Genomic DNA, 22,726 nt, shown 5'->3' on the forward strand with positions numbered 1-22,726 from the left:
CTGGGCCGGCCGTCAGGCCTTGCGCGCGACCCCGCTGAACATGGCCACCTCGTCCGGCAGGCCGCCGCCGTCCGGCTCGGCGCGCCACCGGCTGCACGAGACCACTCCGGGCTCGAGGAGCTCCAGACCGTCGAAGAACCGGTTGATGTCGGCGGGCGTCCGCTGCGTCAGCCTGGGCGTGCCGTTCTCGTTCCAGAACGCGACGGCCGCGTCCACGTCGGGCATCGACGGGTCGGTGATCGTGTGGGAGAGGACGAGGTGGCTCCCGGACGGCAGGGCGTCCATGAGCCGGCGGACGAGACCGTACGCCTGGTCGTCGTCCTCGATGAAGATGACCACGCCGAGCAGGACGAGGGCGACCGGTCGGCTGAGGTCCAGGGTCTTCGCCGCGTGCTCCAGGATGACGTCGACGTTGCGCAGGTCCTCGTCGAGGTAGTCGGTCCTGCCCTCCGGCGTACTGGTGAGCAGCGCGCGCGCGTGGGCGAGCACCAGCGGGTCGTTGTCGACGTAGACGATGCGGGACTCCGGCGCCAGCCGCTGGGCGACCTCGTGGGTGTTGTCCGCCGTCGGCAGGCCGGTGCCTATGTCGAGGAACTGCCGGATCCCGAGGTCTGCGACCAGATGGCGCACCGCCCGTCCGAGGAACAGCCGGTCCGCCTGCGCGTAGTCGCCGATGCCCGGGTGCAGCGTACGGATGTGGTCACCGGCCGCCTGGTCGACCGGGTAGTTGTCCTTGCCGCCCAGCCAGTAGTTCCAGATCCGGGCGGTGTGCGGCTGCGACGTGTTGATCCGGTCCGCCTGTGCGGGCACTGGTCCTCCTGGGGGAGTCGAGCTGGGCGCATCGTCAACACGCAGCCTACAGAGCCTTGTTACGCCTGCCGGGCCAGGCCGGGGCAGCTCGACGCGGTGTGCCGGCGGTCGTCAGAACATGACACGGGCGGCCAGCAGGGCGGCCTGGGCCGTCGGCTCGCCCTCCAGCTCCGGACGGCCCCGTGCGGGCCGCCCCGACAGGTGCCTGGCGAAGTCGACCGCGTCCGCGTGGAGAGTGGCCGCCGGGGTGCCGATGCCCAGCAGACGGCGCCCGCCCGCCGGCCCGTGGAGGTCGATCTCCGCCGCGGGACCCGTCCAGGCGAGGGCCAGGTCCAGCACCACCTGGTCCACGATCTCCCGGTCGTGCCCGTCGAGGACCGGCTCGGCCCCGGTGGCGTCCGCGAGGTCCATGCGGTGCATCCAGGTGTCCCGGACCACGAGGACGTTGCCGAGGTAGTCCACCGAGTCGTCGGGCAGGGCCTTCGCCTCCGGGTAGAGCAGACTCAGCCGTGTCCTGCGCCGGACCGGTGCGGGCACACGGCGCAGGGCGATCAGGCCCTGGGGCGCGAAGTGGGCCAGTGCTCCGATCAGTTCCCTCCCCGGGACGGCCTGCCGGTCCTCGATCTGAACCTCGTTGTGCCCGTCGAGCCGGCCGAGATGCGGGTGGGTCCGCGCGGCCCGCCGGATCCGGCGCACGGCGACCCAGGGGCGCGGCAGTTCCTCGTACTGGCCGACGGTGTGGGCGAGCATGTCCCGGACCGTCCAGCCGGTGCAGACGGTCGGGCGCCGCCAGTCCTCGTCGGAGAGCTCACGGAACGTCGAGAGCGTCGCCCGCAGCTCCGCCTCGTTGACCCGGCGCGCCCTCACCCCGTACGTGCGGGGGATGGCGCGGGCGGACGTCGTCGTGGTGGCCATGGGCGCCTCCCGTCTTCCGGCAACAACGCTACGCCGACGGGGCACGGCCCGCCCTGCGCGGGAGCCCCCGAAACAGGGGGGCTGACCCCACTGACGCGGGCGTCCGGGGTTCGTAATGTGAGGCGCATGGAAGCCCGTGACCCTGAGCTCAGGCGAGAGCTGGACGCCACCCTGAAGGCCCGCAGCGAGCTGGGGCCGGAGTACGAGTCCGCGCTCATCGACTCGTTCCTGGAGAAGGTCGACCAGCGGCTGGCCGGGACGCACGACCGGGGGACGCACGACCGGCGGGCGAGGCGGCACCTCGCCGAGCGTCGGACGGCCGCCGCCTGGGACGGTCAGCGGCCCGCCGGGCCGGACGGGACCTTCGGGGAGCGCTTCGGCTTCGGGGCCGTATCGCTGGTCCTGGCCATCCCCCTGTCCGCGATCGGCGTCGCGAACGCCGGGATCGACGGGCTCGTGGTGGCCTGGCTGGGGATCTTCGGCGTGAACGCCGTGCACTCCGCACGCGTGTGGCCGTGGACCGGGAGGAGGCGGCGGACCTCGCCCCACCGGGACGACTGAGACGGACGGCAACGGCAGGAACGCCCGCACGGGTGAATAGTCGCGGGGACCGCCGCACCCCCGGTCGCCCGGGGGGCGGGACGACGGCGGTCCCCGCGAGGGACGCGGTCCCCGGGTCAGGGCCGGGTGCCGCGTCCGGGCGACGGTGGAGGTCCGGGAGCCGCTCCGTAGTCCGTGTCGCCGTATGTGGTGCCGGCGGGTTTCCCTGCCGACACCCATCACTCTGCCGGAGCCGTGTTAAGCCGGTGCTGCGTCGACGTGTCGCGCTCGTACCGTTTTCGCGAAGCCCCGGGAACCGTGCTCACTGCTTGGGTGCGGCGTCCTTCGCCAGGAAGGCCAGCAGGTCCTGCCTGCTCACGACGCCCGTGGGCTTGCCCTCGACGAGGACGATCGCCGCGTCGGCACCGTTCGTACCGCCGAGCACGGCCATCAGGTCCTCGACCGGCTCACCGGAACCGACCTGCGGCAGCGGGGCCGACATGTGTTTCTCCAGCGGGTCGGTCAGTGTGGCCCGCTGGGTGAACAGCGCGTCCAGGAGCTCACGCTCCACGACGGAGCCGATGACCTCGGCGGCCATCACGTCGGGGTGCCCGGCGCCCGGCTTCACGATCGGCATCTGGGAGACGCCGTACTCCCGCAGGACGTCGATGGCCTCGCCTACCGTCTCCTCGGGGTGCATGTGGACGAGTGAGGGCAGCGGCCCCTCCTTGAAGTCGAGGACGGCGCCGACCCGCGCGGACGGGCCGGTGTCCTCGAGGAAGCCGTAGTCGGCCATCCACTCGTCGTTGAAGATCTTGCTCATGTAGCCGCGGCCGCTGTCCGGCAGCAGGACGACCACCACGTCCTCGGGACCGAGGCGCTTGGCGACCTCGAGGGCCGCGACGACCGCCATGCCGCAGGAACCGCCGACGAGCAGCCCCTCCTCCTTGGCGAGGCGCCGCGTCATCTGGAAGGAGTCCTTGTCCGAGACCGCGACGATCTCGTCCGTGACCGTGCGGTCGTAGGCGCTCGGCCAGAAGTCCTCGCCGACGCCCTCCACGAGGTACGGACGTCCGGAACCGCCGGAGTAGACGGAGCCCTCCGGGTCGGCGCCGATGACCTGCACGCGGTTCTCGCTGACCTCCTTGAGGTAGCGGCCGGTGCCACTGATGGTGCCGCCCGTGCCGACGCCGGCGACGAAGTGGGTGATCCGCCCCTCCGTCTGCTTCCAGAGCTCGGGGCCCGTCGTCTCGTAGTGCGAGCGCGGGTTGTTGGGGTTGGAGTACTGGTCGGGCTTCCAGGCCCCCGGTGTCTCTCGGACCAGGCGGTCGGAGACGTTGTAGTACGAGTCCGGGTGGTCCGGGTCAACGGCCGTCGGGCAGACGACGACCTCCGCGCCGTACGCGCGCAGCACGTTGATCTTGTCCGTGGACACCTTGTCCGGGCAGACGAAGATGCACTTGTAGCCCTTCTGCTGGGCGACGATGGCCAGGCCGACGCCCGTGTTGCCGCTGGTCGGCTCCACGATCGTGCCGCCGGGCAGGAGCTCACCGCTCTCCTCGGCCGCCTCGATCATGCGCAGCGCGATGCGGTCCTTGACCGACCCGCCGGGGTTGAAGTACTCGACCTTGGCCAGGACCGTCGCCTGAATGCCTGCCGACACATTGCGCAGCCTGACCAGCGGGGTGTTGCCGACAAGACTGATCATCGAATCGTGGAATTGCACCGTGTACTCCGGGGTCTCCGAGATGGTCAGGCAAGAGTATGCGTACGGGCAGGAGATTGGACGAAGCGATTGAGTAACGCCCTCCACGGGGCAGGTAGTGCTGTGTACGGCTGTACGGCACGGAGGAGGTGGACCGGACTGTGTCGAGAGCGAGGGTGGCACGGCGGATCGCAGCGGGTGCGGCCTACGGGGGCGGCAGCGTCGGGCTGATCGGGGCCGCGACCGTGGGTCTGGTACTGGCCGAGGTGCAGTTGGCGAAACGGCAGGTGGGCGGCGGCAAGGCACCGGTCCCGCCGAGCGCCGACGGACGGTACGGGGTGGCCTTCGCCGGCCCTTCGCACCCGCTGCGCTTCGTGATGCTGGGTGACTCCACGGCGGCGGGCCAGGGCGTGCGCAGGGCCGGACAGACGCCGGGGGCGCTGCTGGCGTCCGGGCTGGCCGCGGTCGCCGAGAGGCCGGTGGATCTTCGGAACGTGGCCCTGCCCGGTGCCCGCTCGGACGACCTGGAGCGGCAGGTGTCCGTGGTGCTGGCGGATCCCTCGGGGGTGCCGGACGTCTGCGTGATCATGATCGGCGCGAACGACGTGACCAACCGGATGCCCGCGACACTGTCGGTGCGCTGTCTGGGCACGGCCGTACGGAGGCTGCGCACGGCCGGCGCGGAGGTGGTCGTCGGCACCTGCCCGGACCTGGGCACGATCGAGCCGGTCTACCAGCCCCTGCGGTGGCTCGCCAGGCGGGTGAGCCGGCAGCTGGCCGCGGCCCAGACGATCGGCGCGGTGGAACAGGGCGGACGGACGGTCTCGCTGGGCGACCTGCTCGGCCCCGAATTCGAGGCGAACCCCCGGGAGCTCTTCGGCCCCGACAACTACCACCCGTCGGCCGAGGGGTACGCGACCGCCTCGATGGCCATGCTGCCGACCCTGTGCGCGTCCCTCGGCCTGTGGCCGGAGTCCGACCGGCTGGACGGCTCGCGCCGCGAGGGCATGCTGCCGGTCGCGAAGGCGGCGTCCAGGGCGGCCCGGGAGGCGGGCACCGAGGTGACGGCGGCGCGCGCCCCATGGGCTCTGCTCAAGCACCGCAGGCGCCGGCGCCTGCCCGCCCATACGGAACCGGTGCCGCACGAGGACGGCGGAACGGACACGGACGGCGGACCGGTGCGCGGACACGGGTCCGGGGCGACGTGGCGGCGGGCATGACCGTGATCCCCCACCGCCGGAGGAACAATGCGGGCGACTGAGCGGTTGCTTAGAAAAGAGGTCCGCATCACATCACCTGTTGGGTGACCTCAGCTATACGTCCGGGTAACTTCCAAAGCAGCCCAGCCTTCCTGCCTTCCAGCCCTCATGGAGCCGCGTGATGCCCGAAGCCGTGATCGTCTCTGCTGCCCGTTCGCCGATCGGCCGGGCCTTCAAGGGGTCCCTCAAGGACCTGCGCGCGGACGACCTGACCGCGACCATCATCCAGACCGCGCTGGCCAAGGTCCCCGAGCTGGACCCCAGGGACATCGACGACCTGATGCTCGGCTGCGGCCTCCCCGGCGGCGAGCAGGGCAACAACCTGGGCCGCGTCATCGCCGTACAGATGGGGATGGACCACCTTCCCGGTTGCACGGTCACGCGCTACTGCTCGTCCTCGCTCCAGACCAGCCGCATGGCGCTGCACGCCATCAAGGCAGGCGAGGGTGACGTGTTCATCTCCGCCGGTGTCGAGATGGTGTCCCGGTTCGCGAAGGGCAACTCCGACAGCCTGCCGGACACGCACAACCCGCTGTTCGCCGACGCCGAGGCCCGCACGGCGGCCCGTGCCGAGGAGTCCGGGACGAGCTGGACCGACCCGCGCGAGGAGGGCCTGGTCCCCGACGCGTACATCTCAATGGGGCAGACCGCCGAGAACCTCGCCCGGATCAAGGGCGTCACCCGCCAGGACATGGACGAGTTCGGCGTGCGGTCGCAGAACCTCGCCGAGGAAGCCCTCAAGAACGGCTTCTGGGAGCGCGAGATCACTCCCGTGACCACGCCGGACGGCACGGTCGTCTCCAAGGACGACGGCCCCCGCGCGGGCGTCACCCTGGAGGGCGTGCAGGGCCTGAAGCCCGCGTTCCGCCCCGACGGGCTCGTCACCGCGGCCAACTGCTGCCCGCTCAACGACGGCGCCGCCGCGCTCGTGATCATGTCGGACACCAAGGCGCGTGAGCTGGGCCTGACCCCGCTGGCCCGGATCGTCTCGACCGGCGTCTCCGGCCTGTCCCCCGAGATCATGGGCTACGGGCCGGTCGAGGCCAGCAAGCAGGCGCTGAAGCGCGCCGGGCTGACCATCGACGACATCGATCTGGCCGAGCTCAACGAGGCGTTCGCCGCCCAGGTCATCCCGTCCTACCGGGACCTCGGCCTGCCGCTCGACAAGGTCAACGTCAACGGCGGCGCGATCGCCGTGGGCCACCCCTTCGGGATGACGGGCGCCCGCATCACCGGCACGCTGATCAACAGCCTGCAGTTCCACGACAAGCAGTTCGGCCTCGAGACGATGTGCGTGGGCGGCGGCCAGGGCATGGCCATGGTCATCGAGCGGCTGAGCTGAGCCGTAGCGGAGGGCAGGGGGACCCCCGGCCGAAGGCCGGAGGAGAGCCGCCCGAGGTGGACGCCCTTCCGGGCACGGCACCCGCCCCTCCCTCCCGCGCGAGGGCCCGCTCGAACCGGCCCGAGGTCCGATCGTGACCGAATCTCCCCCAGGATGTGATCTGCATCCCGGGGGAGAGTTGTTTTCGCAGGTCACACCAGCCACAAGACTAAACACCGGGCCCAAAGTCCTGTCCAATTCGTGACGTAATGCACTGACAGCAGGTGTCGGCACAGGACAAGCTGATGTAGGAAGTCGGGGGTGTCGATTGAAACCGGGAGTATGTCAGTGAGCGCCATGCCGTTTGCCCTGTTGCTGACCACCGCCGCTGCCACGGCCGTCGGCGCCGCCGCTCTGCACGCTGCTCACGGGCTGCGCAAGCAGGTCGCCGCCCTGCGCACGGAGCTGGCGGAAGGACGGAGCCTCCACGCATCCGTGCCCGAACAGCAGAACCGGAGCTCCGGGACACCCGCCGAGGAGATACGCGCGGCGGTCGCCGACGCGCTCGCCGAGGAGCGGGAGCGTGAACTCGCCGAGGCCCGCGCCTTCTGGGCGGCCCAGGAGGCGCGCGACGCCGCCGACGCCCCGTCACTGCTGGGCGGGCTCGGCGACGAAGTCCCGTTCTTCATGCCCCGGCAGGCGGACTTCGCCGGCCTGGAGGCGATGGACCTCGAAGCCACCGAGGCCCTGGACGAGCTGGCGGAGCTGGCCGAACTCACCGACCTGCCCGAGGTGGTCGAGTACGCGGAGTTCGCCGAGGACTCCCCCGAGCTGGCCGCGGCCCGCCGCCGCCACCCGTCGCACCCGGACTTCGTCCCCGCACAGGCACCCGTGGTCACCGACCATGAGCGTACCGTGAACCGCCTGGAGCGGCTCGCCGATACCGCCACGGAACTCACGGACGTGCGCCCCGGCCCCCTCGGGACGCTCGATGTGTACGTCTTCGCCGACGGCACCACGCTCTGCATGACCCCGGGCCACCGGGAGACCGCCGAGCGGCTCGCGGACTCGCTGCGCTCCGGTGAACAGCCGGTACTGCTGGGCGGTTCCGGGGTCTCCGGCGCCTACGCGCTGACGTTCTCGTGCGGCAGGGAGAACGTCTACATACTCGCCGACCGCGTCATCGCCTCGTTCTAGCGCGGCCCGGGTGCGAACGCCCGACCCGCCGCCTCCTCGACACGACGCACGGCCTCGTCCAGCTCCTGGGACGAGGCCGTTTCCAGTGCCACGGCCAGGTCCCGGCCAGCGACCGCGAGCTGGTCACCGACGGCGAATATCCCGACGTCCGGCATGATCCTCGGCTCCCGGTCCGGCGCTTCGGCGCGCTGGGCCCGGGCGGACAGCTCCCTGGCCGTCACCAGGGCCTCTGCGGCCACGCCGCGCTGCAGCCGGCTCTGCGGAGTGCTCCGCAGGCGGTCGGCGAATCGGTCCACGGCGGCGATCAGGGGGGTCGTATCGAGCACGCCGTGACCCTACGCGCCCCCACCGGATGGTTGCCAACGCCGCGGTGCTCGGGCACGGTGTCGGGAAGGAACAGCAACGCGTACTGCGTCGGAGGCGCCGATGTCTCAAGTCTTCTCCGAAGAAACCCATCGCAACCTGCTCTCCCGGATCCCCCACTGCACCGGTCGCGACATCGCGGACTGGCTCCGCACCGTCGACGAAGGCCCCTCTCTCTTCCGCTTCGAGGAGAAGGTCAGCTGGCTGCGCAGCGAACACGACCTCACCTACGGCCACGCCAAGGCGATCATCCATGAGTACGACCTGAGACGGGCCGCCCGCAAGCTCATCTGAGGACGGCCCCCTCCCCGCGACATACGGAACGGCCCGCAGGCAGGGCCTGAGGGCCGTTCCGTCGTCGTCGCGCCTACGGGGTCAGTCGTCCCCGTTGAGGATGGAGAGCAGACGCAGCATCTCCAGGTAGATCCACACCAGGGTCATGGTGAGGCCGAAGGCCGCCAGCCATGCCTCCTCACGCGGTGCGCCGAAGTTGACGCCGTCCTCGACCTGCTTGAAGTCCAGGGCCAGGAAGCACGCACCGAGGATGATGCCGATGACGCCGAAGAGGATGCCGAGGCCGCCGCTGCGGAAGCCCAGGCCGTCACCGCCGCCGAACACGGAGAACAGCAGGTTGACCATCATCAGGAGCACGAAGCCCATGGCCGCGGCCATCACGAAGCCGTAGAAACGGCGCGTGACGCGGATCCAGCGCATCTTGTACGCGATGAGGACACCGGCGAAGACACACATGGTGCCCATCACCGCCTGCATCACCGTGCCGGGGCCGATGTAGGTGCTGACCGCGCTGGAGATCACTCCGAGGAAGACACCCTCGAAGGCCGCGTACGCGAGGATGATCGCCGGCGAGGCCTTGCGCTTGAACGACTGGATCATCGCGAAGACGAACGCCACCAGGGCGGCGCCGATGGCGATGCCGTACGACTTGCCGAGATTGGCCTCGTCGACCGGCAGCAGGGCCCAGGAGAGCGCGGCGGTGAGCACCACGGTGCCCAGCGTCATCGCCGTACGCGTGACGACGTCGTCGATCGTCATCGCACCGGAGCGCGCCGGCGCCTGCGGGGCGCCGTACTGGGTGTCCTGCTGGGCGTAGGGGTTCGTGGCGTACGGGTTGGCGGCGGTGCCCTGCGCGTACGGGTTGGCACCCGCTGCGGGGGCCCCGGCCTGCGGCACCGCGTTGAAGCCCGCGTGGCCGTTGTCGCGGCTGAACCCCCGTCGCGAGAAGACCGGGTTGCTGCTCCTCATTTCACTCCTCCATGGCCACCGTGCGCGGCCTTGCGTCAAGAGTAATGGGTAGGCAAAACAATCACCCTAGTGCCAGAGGAGGATCTTTACGGAAGCCTGAGGCCCCGGAGCCTCGGCACGGGTACCAGACCCTCGTACCCCCGGGGCGGCCCGGTGAAAAGCCGGCCGGGCCGCCGGGAGCAGCCGACGTACGGCAGGATCTCGTCACCCGCCGTGTTCGTCTCATGAGTGACATCGTGTCTCGGAACGGCTTCCGCTCCTCCGGGCCTCACGCACCCACGCCCCTGCGAGCGCGTGCCCGGAGCCGGACTCGAACCGGCACGCCCCCGAGGAGGCAGCGAGGTTTAAGCTCGCCGTGTCTGCATTCCACCACCCGGGCGTGGGCGCGCGGCTCCGCGTTTGGCACATGACCCTATCCGTGGGTCTCCCTCGAACAGCGGAACATCCACTCGATGTTGTCTTATTTTATTGATCGTGTGAGGGTCCGTCAGACACCTGCCACCGCATCAGCACAAGCCCTGCCCGGCCGAGGGGGACGAACCGCGGCAAACGGGAATGACGGAAACTCGACGCACCGGTACGGCCCCCCGCGCCATGGGTCGCGCCACCGCTCGCCAGGGCTCCGCCACCTCATCCGTCGACGGTGTCGTTGACGCAGCGCAGGACGGGCCGTGAGCCCAGCGCCCCGGGGTCCTTCAACACCGCTCCCGTGACGTGGAAGGCGGCGCTCTCGCCGGGCAGCAGGGTGACGAGCATGTCGTCGACCTCCGCCGCCGGATCCAGTCGGTCGGGGAAGAGCGCGAGGTCGCGCAGCAGCGTCCGCGCGGTCACCGTGACCCGGTAGCCGATCCCGGATTCGTCACCCTGGGTGACCGCGACGTCGTACAGCGCCGGCGGCAGCGCGAGACGGGTGTCCTCCTCGTAGAACTCGACCGTCCGCAGCTCGCCCAGCTCCGCCACCAGCACCTCGCGGGTGCTCTCGTCCGGCTCGGCCACCGAGGGGGGCAGGGGCACCCGGGTGACCCCGCGGGCAGCGGTGCCCACCGCGACGGTCTCCTCGGCCAGGACGGCACCGTCCAGGGAGCGCCGGGTCAGCCGCAGCGTGCCCTCCCAGAGGCGGGGGGAGTCGTTCACCAGGTGCAGGGCGCCGTCCCGTACCGCCATGAGCCGGTCCGCGTACGCCCTGCGCAGGGCGTACCAGAGCGGCTTGCGGCGGCCGTCACCGTCCACCGCCGACCAGGACACGACCGGCCAGCAGTCGTTGAGCTGCCACACGATCGCGCCCGTGCAGTACGGGCCGTGCGAGCGGAAGTGGCGGATGCCGAAGGCGACCGCGCGGGCCTGGTTGAGCTGGGTGAGCCAGTGCCAGTCGTCGAAGGACGCGGGCTGCGGGAGATGGTCGCCCAGGCCGCGCAGCAGCTTCGCGTCGCCGTCCTCCGCCTTCTGGTGACGGGAGACCAGCGGGGCGTCCTGACGCAGCGGACCGCTGACGGCGCGGCGCAGGGTGGCATACGCGGGCGGGCCCTGGAAGCCGAACTCCGCCACGAAGCGGTGCGCGGTGTCGGCGTAGTGCGTGTAGTCGACCCGGTTCCACACGTCCCACAGGTGGACCGTGCCCAGGGCCGGGTCGTTCGGGGGCAGTTCCGGGGAACCGGAGTAGGGCGACCCCGGCCAGTAGGGACGGGTGGGGTCGGTCTCGGCGCACAGGGCGGGCAGGAGTTCGTGGTAGTAGCCGTGGCCCCAGGTGCGGCCCTCCAGCTTCTCCTGCCAGCCCCAGTCGGCGTGGCCCTCCAGGTTCTCGTTGTTGCCGCACCACAGCACCAGCGAGGGGTGCGGGGCGAGCCGGACGAGGTTCTCGCGGGCCTCCGCGGCCACCTCGTCGTACAGCGGCTGCTCCTCCGGGTAGGCGGCGCAGGCGAACGGGAAGTCCTGCCAGACCAGCAGCCCCTTCTCATCGGCCAGCTCGTAGAAGTCGTCGCTCTCGTAGAGCCCGCCGCCCCAGACGCGGACCAGGTTGACGCCCGCGGCGACCGCCTGGTCGAGACGGTCGGAGACCCGCTGCCGGGTGACCCGCGCCGGGAAGCAGTCGTCGGGGATCCAGTTCACCCCGCGTACGAAGACGGGCTCGTCGTTGACGGAGACGCGGAATGCCTCGCGCTCCAGGCCGACGCCCCGGAAGCCCGTCCTGCCGTTCCACGCGTCGTCGCCGAGGCGCACCGTGACGTCGTACAGCGGCTGCTCGCCGTGGCTGTGCGGCCACCACCGCGCGGCTCCGGGGACGGAGAGGGTGACGGCGCCGCGGTCCTGGCCGGCCGGGACGGTGAACACGGCGCGTTCCCCGGCCACCTCCACCGAAGCCTCCAGGGGCCCGCCCGCTGACCGGTCGGCATCGAGGGTCAGCGAGAGACGCGGCACCCCGTCCCCGTCGAGGTCGGCGAGGACCTTCACCTCGGCGATGCGGGGACCGGTCCAGGACTCCAGCGCGACCGGCCGCCAGATGCCGGAGGTGACCAGGGTCGGGCCCCAGTCCCAGCCGAAGTTGCAGGCCATCTTGCGGATGAAGGCGTACGGCTCGGTGTAGGCGCCGGGCCGGTCGCCGAGCTTGTCGCGGAGCGCCTCGGCGTAGGTGTAGGGGGCGGTGAAGCGCACGACGAGGGTGTTGGCGCCCTCGCGCAGGAGCGGCCGGACGGGGAAGCGGTGGCTGCGGTGCTGGTTGGCGGTGGAGCCGATCTCGGTGCCGTTGAGCAGGATCGTGGCGACGGTGTCGAGGCCGCCGAAGCACAGGTCGGTGAACTCGTGACCGTCGGCCGACCACACGAAGTCCGTGCGGTAGGTCCAGTCGGTGCGGCCGATCCAGCCGAGCCGGGTCTCGTTGTCGTCGAGGTAGGGGTCGTCGATCAGTCCGGCGGCCATCAGGTCGGTGTGTACACAGCCCGGCACGGAGGCCGGGACACCGTCCGGGGGGAGCCCCACCGGCACGGGGCCGTCGGCGAGGAGCGTCCAGCCTTCGTGCACGGGCAGGTGGCGAGGGGTCACGCTGAGGTCCTTCCGCAGTCGGGCAGTCCGGCGCAGGCGACGAAGTGGTCGGGCTCGGTCTCGTACAGGTCGGTGTCCCGCGCGTCCCCCTCGTGGTAGGCGCAAGCCTCCACGGGTTCGGCGGACGTCCAGGGTTCGTTCAGCCGGGGCACCGCGGCCAGGAGCGTGCGGGTGTAGGGGTGGAGGGGGTTGCCGAAAACCTTCTGCGTGTCGCCGCGTTCGACGACACGGCCGTTCCGCAGCACCACCGTCTTCTCGGCGAGATAGGTGCCGAGCGAGAGGTCGTGGGTGATGTAGAGGACGCCGAGGCCGCGTTCCTTGAGACCGGCGAGGAGGTTGAGCACGTCGATGCGGGTGGAGGCGTCGAGCATGCTGGTGATCTCGTCGGCCACCAGGAAGCGCAGGTCGAGCAGGAGGGCGCGGGCGATGAGCAGGCGCTGGAGCTGTCCACCGCTGAGCTGGTGCGGGTAGCGGCCGAGCACCTGCCCGGGGTCCAGGCGTACGTCGCGCACAGCCTTCTCCACGCGCCCGGCCCACTCCTTGTCGGAGACGCCCGGGTGGTAGCCGCGGCGCACCAGCGCGAAGACGCGGTCGGCCTTGAAGACGGGGTTGTAGCAGCTGAAGGGGTCCTGGAAGACGCCCTGGACGCGGCGGTAGAAGTCCTTGCCGGGCCGGACCTGTTCGCCGTCCAGGGTGAGGCTGCCGGAGCTGACCTGGGTCAGGCCCAGCACCATGCGGCCGATGGTGGACTTGCCGCTGCCGCTCTCGCCGATGAGGGAGACCAGTTCGCCGGGCGCCGCCTCGAAGGACACCTGGTTCACCGCGGTGACGGAGCCGCCGCCGAAGGCGCCGGCCCTGAAGGTCTTGGTGACACGGTCGAGGGTCAGCATCAGGCCGCCTTCCAGCATGCGACGGTGTGGCGGGGGGCTATCTCGACGACCGGCGGTTCCTCGGCGCACCGGGCGTCGGCGAGGGGACAGCGGTCGCGGAAGCGGCAGCCGGCCGGTGGATTCAGCAGGGAGGGTGGGGAGCCCTCGATGCCGCTGAGCGGCTTGTCCTTGTAGCGGGCGCCCACCTGGGGCAGCGAGCCGATCAGCATCTTGGTGTACGGGTGGCGGGGCCCGTTCGTCAGGACCTTCGTGGGGGCCTTCTCGGCGAGCTTGCCGGCGTACATCACCATGATCGAGTCGGCGATGTGCGAGGTGAGCCCGAGGTCATGGGTCACGAAGATCATGCTGGTGACCAGGCCCTTGTCGCGGAGCCCCGTGAGGGCGCCCACGACGGCCTGCTGGTTGGAGACGTCCAGTGCCGACGTGACCTCGTCGGCGATGAGGACGGACGGGTCGAGCAGCGTGGAGATCACCATGACGGTGCGCTGCTTCATGCCGCCGGACAGCTCGATCGGGTAGCGGTCCAGGACGCCGGGCTCCAGGCCGACCAGTGCGAGCCGCCGGTGGAGTTCGTCCGTGTCGACGGTGACGCCGCGCGAGGCGAGTAGCTCGCGGATCATGCGTCCGAAACGGCGGGTCGGGTTGAGCGCACTCATCGAGTACTGGGGGACGAGCGAGATCTTGTGGAAACGGTAGGCGTTCATCGCCCGGTCGTCGGACAGCGGCAGGTCGTCGCCGTCCAGCGTCACGGTGCCGCCGACGTGCCGCATCCGGCCGTCGAGGCGGATGAGGGACTTGCCCAGGGTGGTCTTGCCGCAGCCGGACTCGCCCGCCAGGCCCAGGATCTCGCCGTCCGCCAGGTCGAAGCCGACGCCGTCCAGGGCCCGGACCTCGCCGCGCAGCGTGCGGTAGTGGACCCGCAGGTCGTTGACGGTCAGGGTCATGCGCTCACGACTCCCTCAGCTTCGGGTTGAAGACCTCGTCGAGGCCCACGTTGGCGACGTAGAGCGCGCCGACGATCGCGGTGATCCCGGCGCCAGGGGGGACGAACCACCACCACATGCCGAGTTGGAGCGCGCTCCACTGCTGCGCGCTCTGCAGCATCAGGCCGAGCGAGACGCCCTCGGTCGGGCCGAGACCGATGAAGTCCAGCGACGAGGCGATCAGGATGGACCCGCCGAAGAGCAGGATGAACGTCATGAAGAGGTACGAACTCATGTTGGGCGCGATCTCGCGGAAGACGATCCGCCAGGTGCCGCTCCCGCTGAGCCGGGCCAGGTCCACGAACTCCCGGGTGCGCAGCGAGAACGTCTGCGCCCTGATCGCCCGCGCCGCCCAGGGCCACGAGGTCAGGCCGATGAAAAGACCCTGCACGGCGACGCTGCGCACCCCCATGTAGGCGTTGATGATCAGCAGGACGGCGAGGGCGGGGATCACCAGGACGACGTTGGTGAGCATGTTGAGGATCTCGTCGACGACTCCGCCCCGGTAGCCGGCGAGGAAGCCGACGACCATGGCGATGACGGCGGCGATGGCTCCGCCGACGACGCCCACCAGGAAGGTGGCGCGCAGCCCGTGTACGAACTGCGCGTACACGTCCTGCCCGAAGGTCGTGGTCCCCATCCAGTACGTGCCGTCCGGCGCGGACGCCTGCGGGCCCACGTATTCGTTGGGGTTGCCGTTGTCGAGCAGCATCGGGCCTACGACGCCGACCGCCAGCAGGATCGCGACCAGGGTCACGCCGATGATCAGCTTGGGGTTGCGCACCGCGTAGTGCAGCGACTCGCGGCCCGCTCGGGCCACGGGCGCCTCGGGTGCCGCGTCCGGCAGTGTGCTCATGACGTGCCTCCTGCCATGCCCGTACGGGTGCGGGGATCGACGACGACGTACACGATGTCGATGAGGAAGTTGGCGATCAGTACGCCGATGACGATGAACAGGAACGCCCCCTGGAGCAGGAAGAAGTCCTGGTTCTGGATCGCGGCCAGGATCAGTGAGCCGAGCCCCGGATAGGCGAAGACGATCTCGGTGACGAGCGCTCCGGCGACCAGCACCCCCAACTGGAGGGCGAGGCCGGTGATCTGGGGCAGGACCGCGTTGCGGAACGCGTAGCGGCGGATGAGGCGCTGCGGTGCGCCGAGGGCGGAGAGATAGGAGGAGTAGTCGGACTCCAGCTCATAGATGATCATGTTGCGCATGCCGATGGCCCAGCCTCCGAGGGCGACCAGGAACAGCGAGAGGAACGGCAGCACCCAGTGGTGCAGCGCGTCCAGCGCGAAGTCGGCGCTCCAGCCGGGCTGGATGTCCAGGCTGTAGCCCCCCGATATGGGGAACCAGCCGGCCTTGGCACCCAGCGCCCAGGCGAGGATGACGGCGATCCACATGTAGGGCATGGCGGTCAGCAGATAGCCGGCCGGCAGCACGGTGTTGTCGAGGACCTTGCGGCGGGCTGACAGCGCACCGATCCAGTTGCCGACGAACCAGCTGAGCAGGACGGCCGGGATCATCAGCCCGAGCGTGTACGGGAGCGCGCCGAGCAGGACGTCGCCGACGGGCGTGGGGAAGACGAAGATGGAGATCCCGAAATCGCCCTGGAGCAGCGCGCCCCAGAAGTGCCCGTACTGCTGCCACAGGGGTTCGTCGAAGCCGAACAGGTCGTTGTAGTAGGTGCGCATCGCCTCGGCGGCCTCCGGCTGGGAGACCCGGGCACGGGCGACCATGGCGGAGACGGGGTCACCGGGCATGAAACGCGGGATCATCCAGTTGACGGTGACGGCGACGACGAAGGTCAGTGCGTAGACGACGAGTTTGCGGGCGAAATAGCGGCGCAAGGGTGCTCCCCTGGTGGAGAGCCCCGCCGTGCGCGCACGGTCAGGTGGTGCGCGCACGGCGGGGCGGTCATGGAGTCGGCGGCGTCACTTGGCGGGCTTCAGCTGCGTGAGCGTCTCGAAGCCGCCCATCTCCAGCCAGTTGCGCCACAGGGCGGGTGCCGTCTTCGGGGCTCCGGGGGCGCTCGACGGCCAGTTCGTCCAGGTGCCGGAGGTGGACTGCGACCAGAGGCCGTTGTACCAGAGCGGGATGATGGGCATCTCGGTCAGCTGGATGTCCTGGATCTTCGAGACGGCGGCCTTCATGCCCGCGGTGTCGTCGGTCCTGACCCCGCCGAGTTCCTGCACCAGCTTCCATGCCTCCTCGTTCTCGTAGCGCCCGAAGTTCACCGTGTTCTGCTGCTTCTGGACCGGCAGCTGGAACATGTACTCGTAGTACGTCCACGGGGTGTTGGACAGCTGGCGCTCGTTGTTGATGACGAGGTCGAACTCACCCTTGCCGCGCTGCTCGCCCAGGGCGTTCTGGTCCGGGAACTCGGTGCTGACCTTGATGCCCGCGTCCTTGGCCCCGGCGGCGATGACCTTGGCCGCTTCCATCCAGTCGGTCCAGCCCGAGGGCACGGCAAGCTTCAGGGCGAGGGCGGAGCCGTCCTTGTTCTCGACGAAGCCGTCGCCGTCCTTGTCCACGTAACCGGCGTCCGCGAGCTCCTTCTTCGCCGCGGCGGCGTCGTGCGTGAAGCCCTTCTCCTCGATGAGGGCCTTGTCGTCGAACTGCTCCCACTGCGGCAGCAGACCGGACGGGGAGGCCGGCTTGACCAGGTCGCCGTACACGCCCTTGACGATCTTGCCGGTGTCGACGGACGCGGCGAGGGCCCGGCGGAAGGCGGCGTCGTCCATCGGCTTCCTGGTGGTGTTGGGCACCAGCCAGGCGGTGTTGGCCGAGAGCATGTAGGGGGCCTCGTCGTAGTACGACACGACCTTCTTGCTCTTGATCAGCGAGGACGCGCCGGGCAGGAAGTTGTTGCTGAGGTCCAGCTGGCCCTGGCCCAGCTGGCCGATGACCACTTCGTTGCTCGGGTTGGAGACGTCGACGATGTAGCGGGGGGCCGGCGTCATGCCGAGTGCCTTCGTTCCCCACCAGTCGTCGCGCCGCTCCCAGACGACCCGGTCCTGGGACTTGCTCTTCAGCTTGTACGCTCCGGTGCCGACCGGCTTGTCGTTGACGCCGTTGAGGACGTCCTCGTCGGTGCGCGAGCCCCAGACGTGCTCGGGGACGATCGGCTGGCCGTAGAGGATGTAGTCCCACTCCTGGTAGCGGGCCTCCTCGAAGGTGAAGCGGACCGTGGTGTCGTCCACCGCCTTCGCGTCGGAGAGCCAGCTCCACAGCGAGTGGAAGGCGGAGGCCTCGATCTTGCCGAGACCGTAGGAGTACGCCACGTCCTTGGCGGTCAGCGGCTTGCCGTCGGCCCAGGTGATGCCCTGGCGCAGCTTCAGCTCGTACGTCTTGTCATCGGTCCAGCTGCCCGACTCCGCGAGCCAGGGAGTCAGCTCGCCCTCGTTCGGATCGAAGTGGAACAGGGTCTCGTAGACCAGGCCCTTGGTGCCGGTCGCGTGGTCCCAGTTGCGCAGCGGGTTGTAGTTGGCCGGAGGCCCCCACTGGGTGCCGGTCGTGTAGAGCGTCTCGTTGCGCGGCAGCGATCCGCCCTTGCCGGCCGGGCCGCCGGTGCCGCCCGTCCCGGAGCCGCCCCCCGTGCACGCGGTCGCGGCGAGTGTGAACACGGCGAGAGCGGTCGTGACCCGCAGCCGGGTACGCGTACCCATAGCCCCTCCTTTTCCCCGCCGTCCCTGCCGAGCGGAGTTACTGAACCGGGTAAGTGCCCGTGAAGGTATGGGCGCCTCCGGGTGAAGTCAAGAGAGCGGGAGCGCTCCCATGCCTCTTTCTGCGAGGAGTTGCCGAGAGGTCTGGACCACGAAGAGGAAGACGGAGGTCAGGGGCCTGCGGCTAGGATGTGTCACGAACACGAACCGGTTAAGCGAGGTCCCATGCCCAAGCACCGCCCCACGATCGCCGACATCGCGCGCCGCGCCGGGGTGTCGAAGGTCGCGGTGTCGTACGCGTTGAACGACCGCCCCGGGGTCTCCCCCGCCACCCGCGCCTCCATCAAGGCCATCGCGGTGGAGATCGGCTGGCGGCCCAACAGCGCGGCCCGCGCCCTCACCCACGCCCGGGCCGACACCGTGGGACTCGCACTGTCCCGGCCGGCCAGGATGCTCGGGGTCGAGCCGTTCTTCATGGAACTGATCAGCGGCATCGAGACCGAACTGTCCGCCCGGGGCTGTGCCCTCCTGCTCCAGGTCGTCACCGACCCGGCACAGGAGTTGGAGATGTACCGCCGCTGGTGGGGCGAGGGCCGGGTGGACGGGGTGTTCCTCGCCGACGTCCGCTGCCCCGATCCGCGCATCGAGGGCATCGCCGAGCTGGGCATGCCGGCCGTCGTCATCGGCCACCCCTCGGCCGCCGGTCCGCTCACCCCGGTGTGGTCGGACGACTCGGCGGCACTGCGGGACACCCTGACGTACCTGGCCGCGCTCGGCCACCGCTCCGTCGCCCGGGTCGCCGGGCTGCCCGAGCTGGCCCACACCCGGCTGCGCGACCGCGCCCAGCGCGAGATCAGCGCCGAACTCGGCCTGGACGAACCGGTGGTGGTGCACACCGACTACTCCGGCGAGGAGGGCGCGCACGCCACCCGGCGGCTCATCAGCTCGGCCGCGCGGCCGACCGCCGTCATCTACGACAACGACATCATGGCCGTCGCCGGGCTCTCGGTCGCCCAGGAGATGGGCCTGGACGTGCCCGCCGACCTCTCGCTCGTCGCCTGGGACGACTCCCAGCTCTCCCGCGTCGTACGTCCCCCGCTGACCGCGCTGAGCAGGGACATCCCCGCGTACGGCACCCATGCCGCCCGCACCCTGCTGACCATGGTGGCCGAGGGCTCGGCTCCCGGATTCGAGGACGCGGCGGCCCGCCTGGTGCCCCGCGGATCCACCGCCCGGCCCCGCTGACCGACCGGCGGGACTCGGGGTCGGCCTCCTCCCTCAGGACTACGCGGCCGCCCGGCGGGTGCGACTCAAGAGGGCCCCGGGAACGGGCACGAGGGCTGACGACCCGGGACCGTACGGCGGCGAGGATGGAGGAGTCCCCACGCACCCTCGTCCGAACCAGGAGTCCCCCTGTGACCACCACCACCGTCCACCGCACCACCGCGGTCGCCGCCCGCGCCACGGAGCTGTCGAAGGTCTACGGCCAGGGTGAGACCCAGGTCGTCGCCCTCGACCGGGTGACCGTGGACTTCCCGCAGGGGGAATTCACCGCGATCATGGGCCCCTCGGGTTCCGGCAAGTCCACGCTGATGCACTGCGTGGCCGGTCTCGACAGCTTCAGCAGCGGCTCCGTGCGCATCGGCGACACCGAACTGGGGACGCTGAAGGACAAGCAGCTCACGCAGCTGCGCCGGGACAAGATCGGCTTCATCTTCCAGGCCTTCAACCTGCTGCCGACGCTGACCGCGCTGGAGAACATCACCCTGCCGATGGACATCGCGGGCCGCAAGCCCGACGCCGCCTGGCTCCAGAAGGTCATCGACATGGTGGGCCTCTCCGAGCGGCTGAAGCACCGCCCCACGGAGCTCTCCGGCGGACAGCAGCAGCGCGTCGCCGTCGCCCGCGCCCTGGCATCGCAGCCGGAGATCATCTTCGGTGACGAGCCGACCGGGAACCTCGACTCCCGCTCCGGCGCCGAGGTCCTCGGCTTCCTGCGCAACTCGGTGCGTGAGCTCGGCCAGACCGTCGTGATGGTGACCCACGACCCGGTGGCAGCCTCGTACGCGGACCGCGTGGTCTTCCTCGCGGACGGCGCGGTCGTCGACCAGATGATCCACCCCACCGCGGACGGGGTCCTCGACCGGATGAAGGCGTTCGACGCGAAGGGCCGCACCAGCTGACGCGGCGTCCGCCGCATCACCCGTCCCCCTTCCGGAACCCATCCCAGGACACACAGACATGTTCCGTACCGCCCTGCGCAATGTGCTCGCGCACAAGGCCAGGCTGCTGATGACCGTGCTCGCCGTCATGCTCGGCGTAGCGTTCGTCTCCGGCACCCTCGTCTTCACCGACACCCTCGGCAACGCCTTCCGTAACCAGTCGGCCAAGAGCTACGACGACGTCGCCGTGGCCGTCAAGACCTGGGCCCAGCGCGGCGACGACCAGGCCGACGGCATCGACGAGGCCACGCTCGAGAAGATCCAGGACCTCGACGGGGTGGCCGGGGCCACCGGCCGCGTCTCCGGGTTCGCCGGCGTCGCCGACACCGGCGGCAAGCTCATCGGCGACGGCTGGTCCAACACCGGATCCAACTTCTCCCCCGGGTCCGGCGGCAAGGACCCGCAGTACACGTTCGCCGACGGCTCGGGGCCGGTGGAGGCCGGCCAGGTCGCCCTCGACAAGGAGACCGCCGCCAAGGGCGAGTACCGCGTGGGCAAGCCGGTGCGGGTCGCGACGAACGGGCCGGTGAAGGAGTACACCCTCTCCGGGATCTTCACCACCGAGGACGGCGCCGTGAACGCGGGCGGCAGCCTCGTCCTCTTCGACACCGAGGTCGCCCAGAAGCTGTACCTGAAGCCCGGCGAGTTCAGCGACGTCACCGTGGCCGCCACGGCGGGAACGTCCGACCAGAAGCTGCTGGACGCCGTGAAGCCCCTCATCCCCGAGACCGCCGAGGCCAAGACGGGCGCGGACCTCGCGGACGAGGAGGCGAAGATGACCGAGTCCGGTCTCAAGAGCCTCAACGCGATGCTGCTCGCCTTCGCGGCCATCGCGCTCTTCGTCGGCGTGTTCCTGATCGCCAACACCTTCACCATGCTGATCGCCCAGCGCACCAAGGAACTCGCCCTGATGCGCGCCGTCGGCGCCTCCCGCAGGCAGGTCAAGCGGGCCATCCTGCTCGAAGCCGGTGTGGTCGGCCTGGTCGCCTCGGTGATCGGCTTCGCGCTCGGTGTCGCCCTCGCGGTGGGCCTGCGCTCCGCGATGGGCATGTTCGGCGGGAAGATCCCGGCCGGTCCGCTGGTCGTCTCCCCCACCGCGGTCGTCTCCGCATTCGCCGTCGGCGTGCTGATCACCGTGTTCGCCGCGTGGCTGCCCGCCCGCCGGGCCGCGAAGATCCCGCCGGTGGCGGCGATGAGCAGCGTGCACGCGGTGGCCACGACCAAGTCGCTGGTCGTACGGAACTCCTTCGGCGCCGTGCTCACCCTCCTCGGTTCCGCCCTGATCGTGGCCGGTGCCGCCCAGGGCGACGAGAACGGCCGGTGGCTCCTCGGTGGCGGAGCCTTCCTCGCCCTCGTCGGTGTCATCGTGCTCATCCCGCTGCTCTCCCGGCCGGTGATCGCCCTGGCGCGCCCGCTGCTGCGGAAGCTCTTCGGGGTCTCCGGCAAGCTGGCCGCGCAGAACGCGGTCCGCAATCCGCGCCGCACCGGGGCCACCGCCTCCGCCCTCGCGATCGGGCTGACCCTGGTCACCGGTATCTCCGTGCTCGGTGTCACGCTCGGCCAGGCCATCGACAAGATGACGACGGACAACATCCGGGCCGACTACATGGTCTCGATGGCCAGCGGGGACTCGCTCGACGAGTCGGCGCTCACCGCGCTGCGCAAGGCCGACGGCGTCGCGGCGGCCTCCCCGCAGCGGTCCGTGTGGCTCACCGTCGGCGGCAAGGGCGAGGAAGGCGTCTCGGCCTCCGGCGTCACCCCGGGAGACGTCGAGAAGGTCTTCGACCTCAAGACGGTCTCCGGGTCGCTGTCCTCGCTGAAGGACGGCGAGATCGTGGTCGACCGCAAGACCGCGAAGTCGCACGGCTGGAAGACCGGCGACAGTGTCCCCGTGACGTTCCAGGACGAGAAGAAGGAGACCCTGAAGGTCGGGGCGCTCTACGAGGGCAACGAGTTCCTCTCCCCGGTCCTGATCTCCGAGACCGTCGTCACCCCGCACGAGAGCGCCGCCGACATCCGCGAGGTGTGGCTGACCATGGAGGGCGGCCAGAGCGACGCGAACGAGGCGGCCGTGGTCAAGGCACTCGGTGACAACCCCGCGATGAGCATCATGGACCGCCAGGGCATCCGGGACATGTTCGGCGGGTTCATCAACACCGCGCTGAACATCATGTACGGGCTGCTGGCGATGGCCCTGGTGATCGCCGTACTCGGAGTGGTCAACACGCTGGCCATGTCGGTCTTCGAACGCCAGCAGGAGATCGGCATGCTGCGCGCGATCGGTCTGGACCGGCGCAGGGTCAAGCGCATGATCCGGCTGGAGGCCGTCGTCATCTCGCTCTTCGGAGCGGTGATCGGAGTCGCCCTCGGAACGTTCATCGGCTGGGCGATCGGAAAGAGCCTGTCCGCCGACATCCCCGGCTACGCGTTGGTCATCCCGTGGGACCGGCTCGCGCTCTTCCTGGTGCTGGCCGGGCTCGTGGGGGTGCTGGCCTCGCTGTGGCCGGCCCGCAGCGGCGCGAAGCTGAACATGCTGACCGCGATCAAGACGGAGTAGCC

The 22,726-nt window shown here is 70.3% G+C and carries 19 protein-coding genes and 1 tRNA gene; 8 read left to right on the forward strand and 12 right to left on the reverse strand.

From position 1 onward, the window contains the following. Positions 1 to 12 precede the first annotated feature (12 nt). Entirely contained in the window at positions 13 to 810 is a 798-nt protein-coding gene (locus tag JOC24_RS25960) for an SAM-dependent methyltransferase (protein WP_205022816.1), read from the reverse strand. A 111-nt stretch (positions 811 to 921) separates the two neighbouring features. Then, complete coding sequence (locus JOC24_RS25965; protein ID WP_205022817.1) at positions 922 to 1,725, reverse strand: maleylpyruvate isomerase family mycothiol-dependent enzyme; 804 nt, start codon at positions 1,723 to 1,725, stop codon at positions 922 to 924. A gap of 126 nt (positions 1,726 to 1,851) precedes the next feature. On the opposite strand from JOC24_RS25965, the gene JOC24_RS25970 reads away from it, so the two are divergent. Further along, positions 1,852 to 2,286, forward strand: a complete 435-nt coding sequence (locus JOC24_RS25970) for a hypothetical protein (RefSeq protein ID WP_205022818.1) — start codon at positions 1,852 to 1,854, stop codon at positions 2,284 to 2,286. A 301-nt stretch (positions 2,287 to 2,587) separates the two neighbouring features. On the opposite strand, the gene JOC24_RS25975 is transcribed toward JOC24_RS25970, so the two are convergent. Further along, positions 2,588 to 3,991 (reverse strand): cystathionine beta-synthase, encoded by a 1,404-nt coding sequence (locus tag JOC24_RS25975; protein ID WP_205022819.1) that lies wholly within the window; start codon positions 3,989 to 3,991, stop codon positions 2,588 to 2,590. Between the two features lie 155 nt (positions 3,992 to 4,146). Here JOC24_RS25975 and JOC24_RS25980 point away from each other — a divergent pair, with 155 nt between their 5' ends. The 3 genes from JOC24_RS25980 (at position 4,147) to JOC24_RS25990 (ending at position 7,747) form a co-directional block, all read left to right on the forward strand. Beyond that, positions 4,147 to 5,190, forward strand: a complete 1,044-nt coding sequence (locus tag JOC24_RS25980) for an SGNH/GDSL hydrolase family protein (protein WP_205022891.1) — start codon at positions 4,147 to 4,149, stop codon at positions 5,188 to 5,190. Between the two features lie 160 nt (positions 5,191 to 5,350). After that, positions 5,351 to 6,571, forward strand: a complete 1,221-nt coding sequence (locus JOC24_RS25985) for an acetyl-CoA C-acetyltransferase (protein ID WP_205022820.1) — start codon at positions 5,351 to 5,353, stop codon at positions 6,569 to 6,571. Positions 6,572 to 6,907: 336 nt separating this feature from the next. Further along, complete coding sequence (locus tag JOC24_RS25990) at positions 6,908 to 7,747, forward strand: hypothetical protein (RefSeq protein ID WP_239580990.1); 840 nt, start codon at positions 6,908 to 6,910, stop codon at positions 7,745 to 7,747. Here the strand turns inward: JOC24_RS25990 and JOC24_RS25995 are convergent. Next, complete coding sequence (locus JOC24_RS25995) at positions 7,744 to 8,073, reverse strand: hypothetical protein (RefSeq protein WP_205022822.1); 330 nt, start codon at positions 8,071 to 8,073, stop codon at positions 7,744 to 7,746. The genes JOC24_RS25990 and JOC24_RS25995 overlap by 4 nt on opposite strands. Positions 8,074 to 8,173: 100 nt before the next feature. Between JOC24_RS25995 and JOC24_RS26000 the strand changes: the two genes are divergently transcribed. Continuing rightward, complete coding sequence (locus JOC24_RS26000) at positions 8,174 to 8,404, forward strand: DUF4287 domain-containing protein (RefSeq protein WP_205022823.1); 231 nt, start codon at positions 8,174 to 8,176, stop codon at positions 8,402 to 8,404. 81 nt (positions 8,405 to 8,485) lie between these two features. Here the strand turns inward: JOC24_RS26000 and JOC24_RS26005 are convergent, their stop codons facing one another. From JOC24_RS26005 to JOC24_RS26040, 8 genes are all read right to left on the reverse strand, one after another. Next, a complete protein-coding gene (locus JOC24_RS26005) occupies positions 8,486 to 9,373 on the reverse strand; it encodes a Bax inhibitor-1/YccA family protein (protein ID WP_205022824.1) in 888 nt (295 codons plus the stop codon). 295 nt (positions 9,374 to 9,668) lie between these two features. Further along, positions 9,669 to 9,752 (reverse strand) — tRNA-Leu (locus JOC24_RS26010). A gap of 251 nt (positions 9,753 to 10,003) precedes the next feature. Further along, positions 10,004 to 12,409 carry a glycoside hydrolase family 2 protein gene (locus tag JOC24_RS26015; RefSeq protein WP_205022825.1) on the reverse strand — a complete coding sequence of 802 codons (2,406 nt, stop codon included), beginning with the start codon at positions 12,407 to 12,409 and terminating at the stop codon, positions 10,004 to 10,006. After that, entirely contained in the window at positions 12,406 to 13,299 is an 894-nt protein-coding gene (locus JOC24_RS26020) for an ATP-binding cassette domain-containing protein (RefSeq protein ID WP_205022826.1), read from the reverse strand. The genes JOC24_RS26015 and JOC24_RS26020 overlap by 4 nt, the downstream gene beginning before the upstream one ends. After that, entirely contained in the window at positions 13,299 to 14,243 is a 945-nt protein-coding gene (locus JOC24_RS26025; protein ID WP_205022827.1) for an ABC transporter ATP-binding protein, read from the reverse strand. Before JOC24_RS26025 ends, JOC24_RS26020 begins: the two co-directional genes overlap by 1 nt. A gap of 4 nt (positions 14,244 to 14,247) precedes the next feature. Next, complete coding sequence (locus JOC24_RS26030; RefSeq protein ID WP_205022828.1) at positions 14,248 to 15,138, reverse strand: ABC transporter permease; 891 nt, start codon at positions 15,136 to 15,138, stop codon at positions 14,248 to 14,250. Further along, a complete protein-coding gene (locus JOC24_RS26035; RefSeq protein WP_307792758.1) occupies positions 15,135 to 16,187 on the reverse strand; it encodes an ABC transporter permease in 1,053 nt (350 codons plus the stop codon). Before JOC24_RS26035 ends, JOC24_RS26030 begins: the two co-directional genes overlap by 4 nt. Positions 16,188 to 16,214: 27 nt before the next feature. Next, the gene (locus tag JOC24_RS26040) at positions 16,215 to 17,948 is read right to left on the reverse strand and encodes an ABC transporter substrate-binding protein (protein ID WP_205022829.1); all 1,734 of its coding nucleotides are present in this window, start codon (positions 17,946 to 17,948) and stop codon (positions 16,215 to 16,217) included. 222 nt (positions 17,949 to 18,170) lie between these two features. On the opposite strand from JOC24_RS26040, the gene JOC24_RS26045 reads away from it, so the two are divergent. The 3 genes from JOC24_RS26045 (at position 18,171) to JOC24_RS26055 (ending at position 22,724) form a co-directional block, all read left to right on the forward strand. Continuing rightward, entirely contained in the window at positions 18,171 to 19,190 is a 1,020-nt protein-coding gene (locus JOC24_RS26045) for a LacI family DNA-binding transcriptional regulator (protein ID WP_205022830.1), read from the forward strand. Positions 19,191 to 19,315: 125 nt separating this feature from the next. Then, positions 19,316 to 20,128, forward strand: coding sequence for an ABC transporter ATP-binding protein (locus tag JOC24_RS26050; protein WP_239580991.1), 813 nt, complete (start codon positions 19,316 to 19,318; stop codon positions 20,126 to 20,128). A gap of 58 nt (positions 20,129 to 20,186) precedes the next feature. After that, positions 20,187 to 22,724, forward strand: a complete 2,538-nt coding sequence (locus tag JOC24_RS26055; protein ID WP_205022832.1) for an ABC transporter permease — start codon at positions 20,187 to 20,189, stop codon at positions 22,722 to 22,724. Positions 22,725 to 22,726: the final 2 nt, after the last annotated feature.

The sequence above is a fragment of the Streptomyces sp. HB132 genome (assembly GCF_016909575.1).
Classification (GTDB): domain Bacteria; phylum Actinomycetota; class Actinomycetes; order Streptomycetales; family Streptomycetaceae; genus Streptomyces.